This is a genomic window from Paraburkholderia monticola (assembly GCF_001580545.1).
Taxonomy (GTDB): Bacteria; Pseudomonadota; Gammaproteobacteria; order Burkholderiales; family Burkholderiaceae; genus Paraburkholderia; species Paraburkholderia monticola.
On sequence record NZ_LRBG01000022.1, the window covers coordinates 347,765 to 359,960 of the forward strand.

A 12,196-nucleotide genomic window follows, 5' to 3' on the forward strand; every position below is an offset into this window, starting at 1 on the left:
GGTTGCTTGCGTCGCGAGATCGAAAGTAGTCAGGCAGCCAATTCGCAAGCCGGCGCACCCAGGGTGTCGCCGCGTTCCAGCCGAAATAGAGGCGGGCGCGGCCGATACGGCAGCCGGTTTAAGACCCAACCCTCGTGGAGAATTTCATGGCAGTTACGATGCGTCAAATGCTGGAAGCAGGTGTCCACTTCGGTCACCAGACCCGCTTCTGGAACCCGAAGATGGCCCCCTTCATTTTCGGTCATCGCAACAAGATTCACATCATCAACCTCGAAAAGACGCTGCCGATGTACAACGACGCGCTGAAGTACGCGCGTCAGCTGGCATCGAACCGTGGCACGATCCTGTTCGTCGGCACGAAGCGTCAATCGCGCGACACGATCGCCCAGGAAGCGCAGCGCGCGGGTATGCCGTTCGTGAACGCACGCTGGCTCGGCGGCATGCTGACCAACTTCAAGACGCTGAAGGTTTCGATCAAGCGCCTGAAGGACATGGAAGCAGCGCTGGAAGCCGGTGAAACCGAGCGCATGAGCAAGAAAGAAGCGCTGCTGTTCGAACGCGAAATGGCCAAGCTGCAGAAGTCGATCGGCGGCGTGAAGGACATGGGCGGCATTCCGGACGCGATCTTCGTGGTTGACGTCGGCTACCACAAGATTGCCGTGACCGAAGCGAACAAGCTCGGCATTCCGGTCATCGCCGTGGTCGACACGAACCACTCGCCGGAAGGTGTGGACTACGTGATCCCGGGTAACGACGACGCCAGCAAGGCCGTCGCCCTGTACGCGGCTGGCGTGGCCGACGCGATCCTCGAAGGCCGTGCCAACGCGGTCAACGAAGTGGTCCAGGCTGCACGTGGCGGCGACGGCGACGAGTTCGTCGAGGTCAACTCGGAAGCGTAAGGCTGCCCAGTGTCCGGCATAAAAGGGGGCTTTCTACAGGCCCCCTTTTTTTAAGTCGCGACGCCTGTAACAGGTGTTGTAACGGGCATCTGGCAGAGTGCTCGAGGCGGCGCGAGACGCGTCGCTTGCAAAATTACGCAAAAACGCTGAAACGAATTCCTGCCGCCGGCATCGAAGTGCGGGCGGCGTGTGACAGACAGAACTCAAGGAGCAAATGATGGCGGCAATTACCGCAAGCATGGTTGCAGAACTGCGCGCGAAGACCGACGCGCCGATGATGGAATGCAAGAAGGCGCTGACGGAAGCCGACGGCGATCTGGCGCGCGCTGAAGAACTGCTGCGCGTGAAGCTCGGCAACAAGGCGAGCAAGGCGGCATCGCGCGTGACGGCTGAAGGCGTCGTCGCATCGTTCATCAACGGCAACGCTGGTTCGCTCGTCGAGCTGAACTGCGAGACCGACTTCGTCTCGAAGAACGACGACTTCCTCGCTTTCTCGAAGAAGGTCGCGGAACTCGTCGCGACGCAAAACCCGGCTGACGTCGCTGCGCTGTCGGCACTGCCGCTCGACGGCCAGACCGTCGACGCCGTGCGCCTCGCGCTGGTCGGCAAGATCGGTGAAAACCTGTCGATCCGCCGTTTCGTGCGCTTCGACACCGCGAACAAGCTGGCAGCGTACCTGCACGGCACGCGCATCGGCGTGCTGGTCGAGTACACCGGCGCGGACGAGCAGGTCGGCAAGGACGTGGCGATGCACATCGCCGCGATGAAGCCGGTCTCGCTGTCGTCGGACGACGTGCCGGCGGACCTGATCGCCAAGGAACGCAGCATCGCTGAACAGAAGGCCGCCGAATCGGGCAAGCCGGCTGAAATCGTCGCGAAGATGGTCGACGGCAGCGTGCAGAAGTACCTGAAGGAAGTGTCGCTGCTGAACCAGACGTTCGTTAAGAACGACAAGCAGACGATCGAACAGATGCTGAAGGCAGCGAACTCGAGCGTGCAGAAGTTCGCATTGTTCGTGGTCGGCGAAGGCATCGAGAAGAAGCAGGACGACTTCGCTGCGGAAGTGGCCGCTCAGGTCGCTGCTGCAAAGCAACAATAAGCTTTACCTAAGCTTTATAGCCGTACCGTTGCACCCGCGGCGAGGCAAGACCTCGCCGCGCTCGGCAGCACCGCAAGGCCGCGCACGGGTTGACCCTCGCCGCGCGGCCGCCGCTGGCGAACCCCGAGGTTCGACAATTTGGCGGTGCTTGCCCGAATCAGCATTTCACCCCTACATTAGTCCCTTGTTGTTGCCCTGTTCTGCGCGATCTGGATACCCCTATGCCCACTGCCTACAAACGCGTCCTGCTCAAACTCTCCGGTGAAGCTCTGATGGGCGACGATGCCTTCGGCATCAATCGCGCGACCATCGAACGAATGGTGGCGGACGTGGCCGAAGTAGTCCGTCTCGGAACGCAGCTGGCCGTGGTGATCGGCGGCGGCAATATTTTCCGCGGCGTCGCGGGCGGCGCGGCGGGTATGGACCGCGCGACGGCCGACTACATGGGTATGCTCGCCACGATGATGAACGCACTGGCGCTGCAGGACGCGATGCGCCACGCCGGCATCGAGGCGCGCGTGCAGTCGGCGCTGCGCATGGACCAGGTCGTCGAGCCGTACATCCGGCCCCGCGCGATTCGGCAGCTCGAGGAAGGCAAGGTCGTGATCTTCGCGGCCGGCACCGGCAACCCGTTCTTCACGACCGATACGGCAGCCGCGCTGCGCGGCTCGGAAATCGGCGCGGAAGTGGTACTGAAGGCGACCAAGGTGGACGGCGTGTATTCGGCCGATCCGAAGAAGGATTCGAGCGCGACCCGTTACACCACGATCAGCTTCGACGAGGCGATCGGCCGCAATCTGCAGGTGATGGACGCGACGGCTTTCGCGCTGTGCCGCGACCAGAAGTTGCCGATCCGCGTGTTTTCGATCGTCAAACCCGGTGCGCTCAAGCGCATCGTGCTAGGTGAGGACGAGGGCACCCTCGTCCACGTGTAAACTTCGTTTACATTACGTGGGCTTTGACGCGAGCCTGGGCCGCCGCACATCGCGCGTGCCGGGCGGCTCGCACCGTTTTGATGGTTCGGAGGTTTAAAAATGTCTGTGGCTGATATCAGGAAGGGCGCTGAACAGAAGATGCAGCGCTCGATCGACGCGTTCAAGAACGACCTGTCGAAGATCCGCACGGGCCGTGCGCACACCGGCCTGCTCGATCATATCCAGTGCGACTACTACGGCTCGCCGGTGCCGATTTCGCAGGTCGCGAACCTGACGCTGATCGACGCGCGCACGATCGGCGTGCAGCCGTGGGAAAAGAAGATGGTCCAGGTCGTCGAAAAGGCGATCCGCGAGTCGGACCTCGGTCTGAACCCGGCGACGCATGGCGATGTGATCCGCGTACCGATGCCCGCGCTGACCGAAGAGCGTCGCCGCGAGCTGACCAAGGTCGTGCGCAGCGAAGCCGAAACGGCCAAGGTGGCCGTGCGCAACCTGCGCCGCGACGCCAACGAGCAACTGAAAAAGCTCGTCAAGGACAAGGAAATCTCGGAAGACGACGAGCGTCGTGCCGGCGACGACGTCCAGAAGCTGACGGACAAGTTCGTCGCCGAAATCGACAAGCTCGTCACCACGAAAGAAGCCGAGATCATGACGGTCTGAGGCCGTTCGGCTCAGCACCTTCTGATTTCCACTTCTTTACTGGCATCACTGTCCCGACGGCCATGACCTATACCAGCTCAACCGTGCGCGTGCCTGACGTCGCCGCGGTGCCGCGACATATCGCGATCATCATGGATGGCAACGGCCGTTGGGCCACCCAGCGGCGTCTGCCGCGCGTGGCGGGCCATACGCGCGGCGTCGACGCGGTGCGGGCGGCCGTCGAGGCGTGCGCGCGACGGGGCGTCGAATATCTGACGCTGTTCGCGTTCAGCTCCGAGAACTGGCGCCGTCCGAACGAAGAGGTGTCGTTCCTGATGCGCCTCTTCGTCACCGCGCTCGAGCGCGAGATCGGCAAACTGCACGCGAACGGCATCCGTTTGCGCGTAGTCGGCGATCTCGAGCGTTTCGACGACAAGATTCGCGATCTGATCAGGCGCGCGGAAACCAAGACCGCGCGCAACACCCGTCTCACGCTGACCATCGCCGCGAACTACGGCGGGCGCTGGGACATCATGCAGGCGACCCGCAAGCTCGTCGAGCAGGCGGCGGCCGCGGGCAAACCGGTCGAGGTCAGCGAGGACTCGTTCGCCGAGCATCTGTCGATGGCCTACGCGCCCGAACCGGACCTGTTTATCCGCACCGGCGGTGAGCGCCGCGTCAGCAACTTCCTGCTGTGGCAGCTCGCCTACACCGAGTTCTATTTCACCGACACGTTCTGGCCGGATTTCGACGCCGACGCGCTCGGCCACGCCATCGCTTCGTACGCCGAGCGGGAGCGCCGCTTCGGCCGCACCAGTGCTCAGCTCGAGCCGCAATCGCAGAACGTCGATTCGCTTCCATGCTAAAGACCCGTGTCATCACGGCGATCGTGCTGCTGGCAGTGTTCCTGCCTGTCACGCTGTTCGCGCCTGTCGGCGCGTTCGGCGCGCTGATCGCTTTCGTCGTCGTGTTCGCCGCGTGGGAGTGGGCGCGTCTGCTGAAGCTCGGCGGCGCGGGGCCGGTGCTCTACGCGCTGGTCGCGGCGCTTGGGCTCGTCACCAGCACTCGCGTGGGCGTCGGCACCGAACATGCGCGGCCGTTCTTCCAGGCGGCGGCGATCTTCTGGGTGATCGGCGGGCCGTTCGTGCTGCTGCGCAAGCCCGTGCTCGCGCAGGGCGCATGGCGCGTCTTTCTGTTCCTTGCCGGCATCGTCGGTTTCATCGCCTGCTGGCATGCTCTGGTGGCCGCGCGCATGCAGGGCGTGCCGTTCGTGCTGTCGCTGCTGCTGCTGGTCTGGCTTGCCGATATCGGCGCATACTTCTCCGGAAAGGCGTTTGGCAAGCACAAGCTGGCACCCGCCATCAGTCCGGGTAAAACCTGGGAGGGCGCGATCGGCGGCTGGCTGCTGGTCATGATCGTCGCTGCGGCGGCGGTCTTTTTGCACGCGTTCGAGCCGACCCTGTATTCTGCGCTGCTGGCGCAACTGGGCGCGCTGCGCACGGTGCTCGCGCTGACCCTGCTGGTGGTTTTCAGCGTGGTCGGCGATCTGTTCGAATCGATGATGAAACGCCAGGCCGGCGTCAAAGACTCGAGCGGCCTGTTGCCGGGCCACGGCGGTGTGCTCGATCGCATCGACGCGTTGTTGCCCGTGCTGCCGCTCGCCATGCTGCTGCTCGGCTAGAGAAAGAGATATGCAAAAACGTCTGACATTGCTCGGTTCCACGGGCTCGATTGGAGACAGTACGCTCGACGTGGTCGCGCGCCATCCCGAGCGTTTTTCGATTTACGCGCTGAGCGCGCATCGCAACGGCGACAAGCTCGTCGAGCAATGTCTGCGCTTTGCGCCCGAAGTGGCGGTGGTCGGCGACGCCGACACGGCCGCGAAGGTCGCCGCGAAGCTGCGTGAAGCGGGCAGCAAGACCGAGGTCACGTACGGGCCGCAGGCGCTCGTCGAAGTCGCGAAGAGCGAAGGCTGCGACACGGTGGTCGCCGCGATCGTCGGCGCGGCCGGCCTCGCACCGAGCCTCGCCGCCGCGCGCGCCGGCAAGCGCATCCTGCTCGCGAACAAGGAAGCGCTCGTGATGTCCGGCGCGATCTTCATGGATGCGGTGCGCGACAACGGCGCGGTGCTGCTGCCGGTCGACAGCGAGCACAACGCAATTTTCCAATGCCTGCCGCGCGAAGCGTCGCTGCACGGCGGCGTCTCGAAGATCATCCTGACCGCATCGGGCGGCCCGTTCCGCACCCGCGAGCCAGCGACGCTCGTCGACGTGACGCCTGACGAAGCCTGCAAGCATCCGAACTGGGTGATGGGCCGCAAGATCTCGGTCGACTCGGCCACGATGATGAACAAGGGTCTCGAAGTGATCGAGGCACACTGGCTGTTCAATCTGCCCGGCGAGCGCATCGACGTGCTGATCCATCCGCAGAGCGTGATCCATTCGCTCGTGTCATACGCGGATGGCTCGGTGCTCGCGCAACTCGGCAATCCCGACATGCGTACGCCGATCGCGCACGCGCTCGCGTTCCCGGATCGCGTCGATTCTGGCGTCGCGCAGCTCGATCTCGCGGAGATCGCGTCGCTGTCGTTCGAAAAACCCGACTACGCCCGCTTCCCGTGCCTCGCGCTCGCCATGAGGGCGCTCGCCGAGGGGGGTATCGCGAGCGCCGCGCTGAACGCTGCGAACGAGATCGCGGTGGAGGCGTTCCTCGCGCGCCGCATCGGCTTCATGGCGATTGCCCAGGTGGTCGACTCGGTGCTGGGCGCATTGCCTAACCGCAGCGCGCACGCGCTAGAAGACGTCATCGAAGCGGACGCCGCCGCGCGCCGCGCCGCGATCGAATTCATCGCGCGTCTGCCCGACGACGCCCGTCGCACGGAACGCGCCGTCCAGTGAGGCGCTCATGAATCTGCTGATCGAACTGCTCGCCTTCGCGGTTGCGATTGGTGTACTGGTGGTGGTCCACGAGTACGGGCACTACAGCGTCGCGCGTCTGTGCGGCGTGAAGGTGCTGCGCTTTTCGATCGGCTTCGGCAAGCCGCTCGTTCAGTGGGTCAGTCAGAAGACGGGCACCGAGTGGACGATTGCCGCGCTGCCGCTCGGCGGCTACGTGAAGATGCTCGACGAGCGCGAAGCCGGCCCAGGCTCGATTCCCGACTCGGATCTGCCTCACGCGTTCAACCGCCAGTCGGTGTGGCGGCGCTTCGCGATCGTCGCGGCCGGTCCGGTCGCGAATTTCCTGTTGGCAATCGTGCTGTTCGCGCTCGTGTTCGCGACCGGCGTGACCGAACCGGCGGCCGTGATCGCGACGCCCGCACCGAATACGCCGGCCGCGCTGGCGGGCTTCGAGGGCGGCGAGACGATCGTCGGTGTGCGCAGCGGCCATAGCGACGAGACCGAATCGGTACGGTCGTGGTCGGATCTGCGCTGGAAGCTGCTCGGCGCCGCGTTCGATCAGCAGCGCATCGTGCTCAGCGCAAAGGATGCGCACGGCACGTCCGATTTCCCGATGGACCTGCGCGGCCTCGGCGAAAAAGACGTCGACGACGATCTGATGTCGCGCCTCGGCTTCGAGCCCGGCGGCGGCAAGCTGACGGTGGCGGGCGTGCAGGCGGGCAGCGCCGCCGAGAAGGCGGGCCTCGTCGCCGGCGACCGGCTGCGCGCGATCAACGGCACGCCGACCGACAATGCCTCGGCCTTCATCGCTTATGTGAAATCGCACGCCGGCGTGCCGGTCACGCTGCGCGTGGAGCGCGGCGGCCGCGGCGGACACGCGGCGGGCGTGTTCGAAGACATCACGATCGTGCCGCAACTGCAGCGCGATGCGGCGAGCGGGCAGCAGATCGGCCGCATCGGCGCGGAGCTGGCGACCCAGGTGCCGTCGATCGACGTGCGCTACGGCCCGCTCGAAAGCCTGCGCCTCGGCACACGGCGCACATGGGATCTCGCGGTGTACTCGGTCAGGATGTTCGGCCGGATGATCGTCGGCGAGGCGTCGCTGAAGAACCTGTCCGGTCCCGTGACGATCGCCGACTACGCGGGAAAGAGCGCACGCCTGGGTCCTGCCGCGTTTCTGTCGTTCCTGGCCCTTGTCAGCATTAGCCTCGGCGTGCTGAACCTGCTACCAATTCCGGTATTGGACGGGGGGCATCTGGTATATTACTTGGTTGAAGCTGTGACCGGCAAAGTTGTCTCCGATCGCTGGCAACTGGTTTTTCAGAGGGCGGGTCTCGCCTGCATCGTCGCGTTGTCGGCGATTGCGCTGTTCAACGATCTGGCTCGTTTAATCCATTTTTAAAGTGTCCGGCGGCGTTCTCGAGGGCGGCCGCCAGGCCTGATGCAGCTATACACACTGGGGAAGCACGTTGTTCAAACCTCATCGCTTTGGTCCAAAGACGGTTGTAGCCGCGGCGTTCGCCGCGCATGGGCTGGTTGCTCACGCAACGACGCCCTTCGTGGTGCAAGACATTCGCATTGAGGGATTGCAACGCGTCGAACCGGGTACCGTGTTCGCGTACCTGCCCATCAAGCAAGGCGATACCTTCTCCGATGACAAAGCGTCCGAAGCGATTCGCGCGCTGTACGCGACCGGCTTCTTCAACGACGTCAGGATTGCGACCGAAGGCAACGTGGTCGTCGTGCAGGTGCAGGAGCGTCCGGCTATCGGCACGATCGACTTCGCCGGCATCCACGAGTTCGAAAAGGACAACCTGATCAAGGCGCTGCGCGCGGTCGGGCTGTCGCAAGGCCGCTACTACGACAAGGCGCTCGTCGACAAGGCCGAGCAGGAACTGAAGCGTCAGTATCTGACGCGCGGTTTCTACGCGGCTGAAGTCACCACCACGATCACGCCGATCGACCGCAACCGTGTCGGTATTCTGTTCTCGGTGGCCGAAGGCCCGAGCGCGAAGATTCGCCAGATCAACTTCATCGGCAACAAGACCTTCAGCACCGGCACGCTCCGTGACGAAATGCAGCTGTCCACGCCGAACTGGTTCTCGTGGTACACGAAGAACGACCTGTACGCGAAAGACAAGCTCACCGGCGACCTCGAGAACGTTCGCTCGTACTACCTGAACCGCGGCTACCTCGAGTTCAGCATCGAATCGACCCAGGTGTCGATCTCGCCGGACAAGAAGGACATGTACCTGACGGTCACGCTGCATGAAGGCGAGCCGTACACGATTTCGAACATCCGCCTCGCCGGCAATCTGCTCGACCGCGAAGCGGAACTGAAGAAGCTGATCAAGATCAAGCCGGGCGACCGTTTCTCGGCCGAAAAGCTGCAGGCCACCACGAAGGCGATCGTCGACAAGCTCGGCGAGTACGGCTACGCGTTCGCGACCGTCAATGCGCAGCCGGTCATCGACCAGAACAACCACACGGTCGACCTGACGCTGCAGGTCGACCCGAGCCGCCGCGTGTACGTGCGCCGGATCAACGTGGTCGGCAACACGCGCACGCGCGACGAAGTGGTGCGCCGCGAAATGCGCCAGCTCGAAAGCTCGTGGTTCGATTCGAACCGGCTCGCGCTGTCGAAGGACCGTATCAACCGTCTCGGCTACTTCACCGACGTCGACGTGACGACGATCCCGGTCGAAGGCACGCCCGACCAGGTCGACATCGACGTGAAGGTCGCCGAAAAGCCGACCGGTGCGATCACGCTCGGCGCGGGTTTCTCGTCGACGGACAAGGTGGTGCTGTCGGCGGGTATCTCGCAGGACAACGTGTTCGGCTCCGGCACGAGCCTCTCGGTCAACGTGAACACGGCGAAGACGTACCGTACGCTGACGGTCACGCAGGTCGACCCGTACTTCACGGTGGACGGCATCAAGCGGATCACCGACGTCTACTACCGCACGTACCAGCCGCTGTACTACTCGACGGATTCGAGCTTCAAGATCGTCACGATGGGCGGCGACCTGAAGTTCGGCATCCCGTTCTCCGAAGTCGACACCGTGTACTTCGGCGCGGGCTTCGAGCAGAACCAGCTGGACGTGGACGCAAACACGCCGGCTTCGTACAAGCAATACGTGGATGACTTCGGCCGGGTGTCGAACAACGTACCGCTTACGGTTGGCTGGTCGCGCGACGCGCGCGATAGCGCGCTCGTACCGAGCCGCGGCTACTTCGCGCAGGCGAACGCGGAATACGGCACGCCGATCGGCGGCACCCAGTACTACAAGGCCGACATCAACGCGCAGTACTATTACTCGTTTGCGCGAGGCTTCGTGCTGGGCTTCAACTTCCAGGGCGGCTACGGTAACGGCCTGGGCGGCAAGCCCTATCCGATCTTCAAGAACTACTACGCGGGCGGTATCGGTTCGGTGCGTGGTTACGAGCCGAGCTCCCTGGGGCCGCGCGACAAATCGACCAATGACCCGATCGGCGGCTCGAAGCTGCTGGTGGGCAATATCGAGTTGACGTTCCCGCTGCCGGGCACCGGTTACGATCGCACGTTGCGTGTCTTCACCTTCCTGGACGCTGGTAACGTCTGGGCGGACGCGAGCACGGCGGCGACGTCGACTGGCGCAAACGGTCTGCGTTACGGCTACGGTGTGGGTCTCGCGTGGATCTCGCCGATCGGCCCGCTCAAGTTGAGCCTTGGTTTCCCGCTCGTGAAGCACACTGGCGATCAGTATCAGAAGTTCCAGTTCCAGATCGGAACGGCGTTCTGATCGGGGTGGCCGGCTGCGGCGGCGGCCCCGGCCAAACTACAGTATCGAGAGGATGACTTTGCTAACCGGTATGTTTTCGAAACGTGTAGCGTGCGCATTGGCGCTGGCAATGACCCTCGGGGTCGGTGTGGCGCACGCGCAGGAGGCGAGGATCGCCGCGGTGAATTCCGACCGCATCCTGCGCGAATCGGCGGCGGCGAAAGCCGCGCAGCTGAAGCTCGAGGCCGAATTTGCGAAGCGGGACAAGGATCTCGCCGATATGGCGCAAAAGCTCAAGTCGATGTCCGATGCGCTCGACAAGAACGGCGCGACAATGTCGGCGACCGATCGCGCGCAGAAGCAGCGCGACCTGTCGCAGCTCGACTCGGACTTCCAGCGCAAGCAGCGCGAGTTTCGTGAAGATCTGAACCAGCGCCGCAATGAGGAGCTCGCGGCGGTGCTCGATCGCGCGAACAAGGTCATCAAGCAGATCGCCGAAACGCAGCACTACGATCTGATCGTGCAGGAAGCCGTGTACGTGAGTCCGCGCATCGATATCACCGACCAGGTGCTGAAGGCGCTGGCGGCATCGGGCAACTAGGCGCGGCGCACGCTCGCCCGGCGCGCGTCGGCGCGTGCCCTTGCATTGATTGAACAGGTGGAGACAGGATAGGCATGGCATTTACGCTCGAGGACATCGTCCAGCGGTTCGGCGGTGAGGTAGTCGGTAACGGGTCGCAGCGCGTGAGCAGTCTCGCGCCGCTCGATCAGGCAGGCCCGGACCAGTTGGCGTTCCTCGCCAATCCGAAGTATCTGTCGCAGGTCGAAACGACCCGTGCCGGCGCGGTGCTGATCAATGCCGGCGACCTCGCGAAGCTCGCTTCGTGCGAAGGTCGAAACTTCATCGTCACGCCGAATCCCTACGCTTACTTCGCGCGCATCGCGCAAACCTTCATTGACCTCGCCGCGCCGAAGGCGGTGCCCGGCGTGCATCCGAGCGCAACTATCGATCCTTCCGCGCAGGTCGCCGCGAGCGCCGTCATCGGTCCGCGCGTCACCGTGGAAGCGGGCGCGGTGATCGGCGAGCACGCGCGGCTCGACGCCAACGTCGTGATCGGCCGCGGCACGCGGGTCGGCGCGAATTCGCATCTGTACCCGAACGTGACCGTGTACCACGGCTGCAAGCTCGGCGAGCGCGTCATCGTCCACGCGGGCGCAGTGATCGGCTCGGACGGTTTCGGCTTCGCGCCGGACTTCGTCGGCGAGGGCGACGCGCGCACCGGCAGCTGGGTCAAGATTCCGCAGGTCGGCGGCGTGTCGATCGCGAACGACGTCGAAATCGGCGCGAATACCACGATCGACCGCGGCGCGATGGCCGACACGATCATCGAGGAGTGCGTGAAGATCGACAACCTCGTGCAGATCGGCCACAACTGCAAGGTCGGCGCCTACACGGTGATCGCGGGCTGCGCGGGCATCGCGGGCAGCACGACCATCGGCCGTCATTGCATGATCGGCGGCGCGGTCGGCATTGCCGGACACGTGACGCTCGCCGATTACGTGATCGTCACCGCGAAATCGGGCGTGTCGAAGTCGCTGCTGAAGCCGGGCATGTACACGAGTGCGTTCCCGGCCGTGAACCACGCGGACTGGAACAAAAGCGCCGCGCTGCTGCGCAACATCGACAAGCTGCGCGATCGCATCAAGGCGCTGGAGAGCGCCACGGCCGACAAGGCCGGCAATGCCACTGATGGCGCCGCGGGTCAACCCGCAGGCAACAAGATCTGACAGTTATCACGGCCGCCCGCCGGCACCGCGTAAAATGGCGGTCGAGCATCAGGAAGCAAAGCCGGCGGCCGTGACCGGGTGGCACGGCCGCCGGTCATGAGAGGCGCCGGTCGCGCGCGTTTTCAACCCACCTGCACCAGCATCCGCAGTCATCATCGCGCAGTCAATGCGTGAGCAG

At 64.1% G+C, this 12,196-nt stretch carries 11 protein-coding genes; all 11 read left to right on the forward strand.

Going from position 1 to position 12,196, the window contains the following annotated elements; all coding sequences use genetic code 11:
* Positions 1-146 precede the first annotated feature (146 nt).
* A complete protein-coding gene (gene rpsB / locus CI15_RS18405) occupies positions 147-899 on the forward strand; it encodes a 30S ribosomal protein S2 (RefSeq protein ID WP_018417646.1) in 753 nt (250 codons plus the stop codon).
* Between the two features lie 217 nt (positions 900-1,116).
* Positions 1,117-1,998: a translation elongation factor Ts gene (tsf, locus tag CI15_RS18410; protein ID WP_062129717.1), complete on the forward strand. Its 882-nt coding sequence runs from the start codon at positions 1,117-1,119 to the stop codon at positions 1,996-1,998.
* Positions 1,999-2,219: 221 nt separating this feature from the next.
* On the forward strand, positions 2,220-2,933 hold the full coding sequence (pyrH, locus tag CI15_RS18415) for a UMP kinase (protein ID WP_013089703.1): 714 nt from the start codon (positions 2,220-2,222) through the stop codon (positions 2,931-2,933).
* 99 nt (positions 2,934-3,032) lie between these two features.
* Complete coding sequence (gene frr / locus CI15_RS18420) at positions 3,033-3,593, forward strand: ribosome recycling factor (protein WP_013089702.1); 561 nt, start codon at positions 3,033-3,035, stop codon at positions 3,591-3,593.
* A 62-nt stretch (positions 3,594-3,655) separates the two neighbouring features.
* Positions 3,656-4,438 carry a polyprenyl diphosphate synthase gene (uppS, locus tag CI15_RS18425; protein WP_062129718.1) on the forward strand — a complete coding sequence of 261 codons (783 nt, stop codon included), beginning with the start codon at positions 3,656-3,658 and terminating at the stop codon, positions 4,436-4,438.
* A complete protein-coding gene (locus CI15_RS18430) occupies positions 4,432-5,253 on the forward strand; it encodes a phosphatidate cytidylyltransferase (protein ID WP_062129719.1) in 822 nt (273 codons plus the stop codon). Before uppS ends, CI15_RS18430 begins: the two co-directional genes overlap by 7 nt.
* Positions 5,254-5,263: 10 nt before the next feature.
* Complete coding sequence (locus tag CI15_RS18435; RefSeq protein WP_062129720.1) at positions 5,264-6,469, forward strand: 1-deoxy-D-xylulose-5-phosphate reductoisomerase; 1,206 nt, start codon at positions 5,264-5,266, stop codon at positions 6,467-6,469.
* Between the two features lie 7 nt (positions 6,470-6,476).
* On the forward strand, positions 6,477-7,871 hold the full coding sequence (gene rseP / locus CI15_RS18440; RefSeq protein WP_062129721.1) for an RIP metalloprotease RseP: 1,395 nt from the start codon (positions 6,477-6,479) through the stop codon (positions 7,869-7,871).
* A gap of 67 nt (positions 7,872-7,938) precedes the next feature.
* Complete coding sequence (gene bamA / locus CI15_RS18445) at positions 7,939-10,251, forward strand: outer membrane protein assembly factor BamA (RefSeq protein WP_062129722.1); 2,313 nt, start codon at positions 7,939-7,941, stop codon at positions 10,249-10,251.
* 58 nt (positions 10,252-10,309) lie between these two features.
* Positions 10,310-10,831: an OmpH/Skp family outer membrane protein gene (locus tag CI15_RS18450; RefSeq protein ID WP_153041146.1), complete on the forward strand. Its 522-nt coding sequence runs from the start codon at positions 10,310-10,312 to the stop codon at positions 10,829-10,831.
* A gap of 74 nt (positions 10,832-10,905) precedes the next feature.
* Positions 10,906-12,018, forward strand: a complete 1,113-nt coding sequence (lpxD, locus tag CI15_RS18455; protein ID WP_062129724.1) for a UDP-3-O-(3-hydroxymyristoyl)glucosamine N-acyltransferase — start codon at positions 10,906-10,908, stop codon at positions 12,016-12,018.
* Positions 12,019-12,196 lie beyond the last annotated feature (178 nt).

Coding starts and splice junctions, on each gene's coding strand:
- rpsB (WP_018417646.1), top strand. CDS start 147: ATGGCAGTTACGATGCGTCAAATGCTGGAAGCAGGTGTCCACTTCGGT.
- tsf (WP_062129717.1), top strand. CDS start 1,117: ATGGCGGCAATTACCGCAAGCATGGTTGCAGAACTGCGCGCGAAGACC.
- pyrH (WP_013089703.1), top strand. CDS start 2,220: ATGCCCACTGCCTACAAACGCGTCCTGCTCAAACTCTCCGGTGAAGCT.
- frr (WP_013089702.1), top strand. CDS start 3,033: ATGTCTGTGGCTGATATCAGGAAGGGCGCTGAACAGAAGATGCAGCGC.
- uppS (WP_062129718.1), top strand. CDS start 3,656: ATGACCTATACCAGCTCAACCGTGCGCGTGCCTGACGTCGCCGCGGTG.
- CI15_RS18430 (WP_062129719.1), top strand. CDS start 4,432: ATGCTAAAGACCCGTGTCATCACGGCGATCGTGCTGCTGGCAGTGTTC.
- CI15_RS18435 (WP_062129720.1), top strand. CDS start 5,264: ATGCAAAAACGTCTGACATTGCTCGGTTCCACGGGCTCGATTGGAGAC.
- rseP (WP_062129721.1), top strand. CDS start 6,477: ATGAATCTGCTGATCGAACTGCTCGCCTTCGCGGTTGCGATTGGTGTA.
- lpxD (WP_062129724.1), top strand. CDS start 10,906: ATGGCATTTACGCTCGAGGACATCGTCCAGCGGTTCGGCGGTGAGGTA.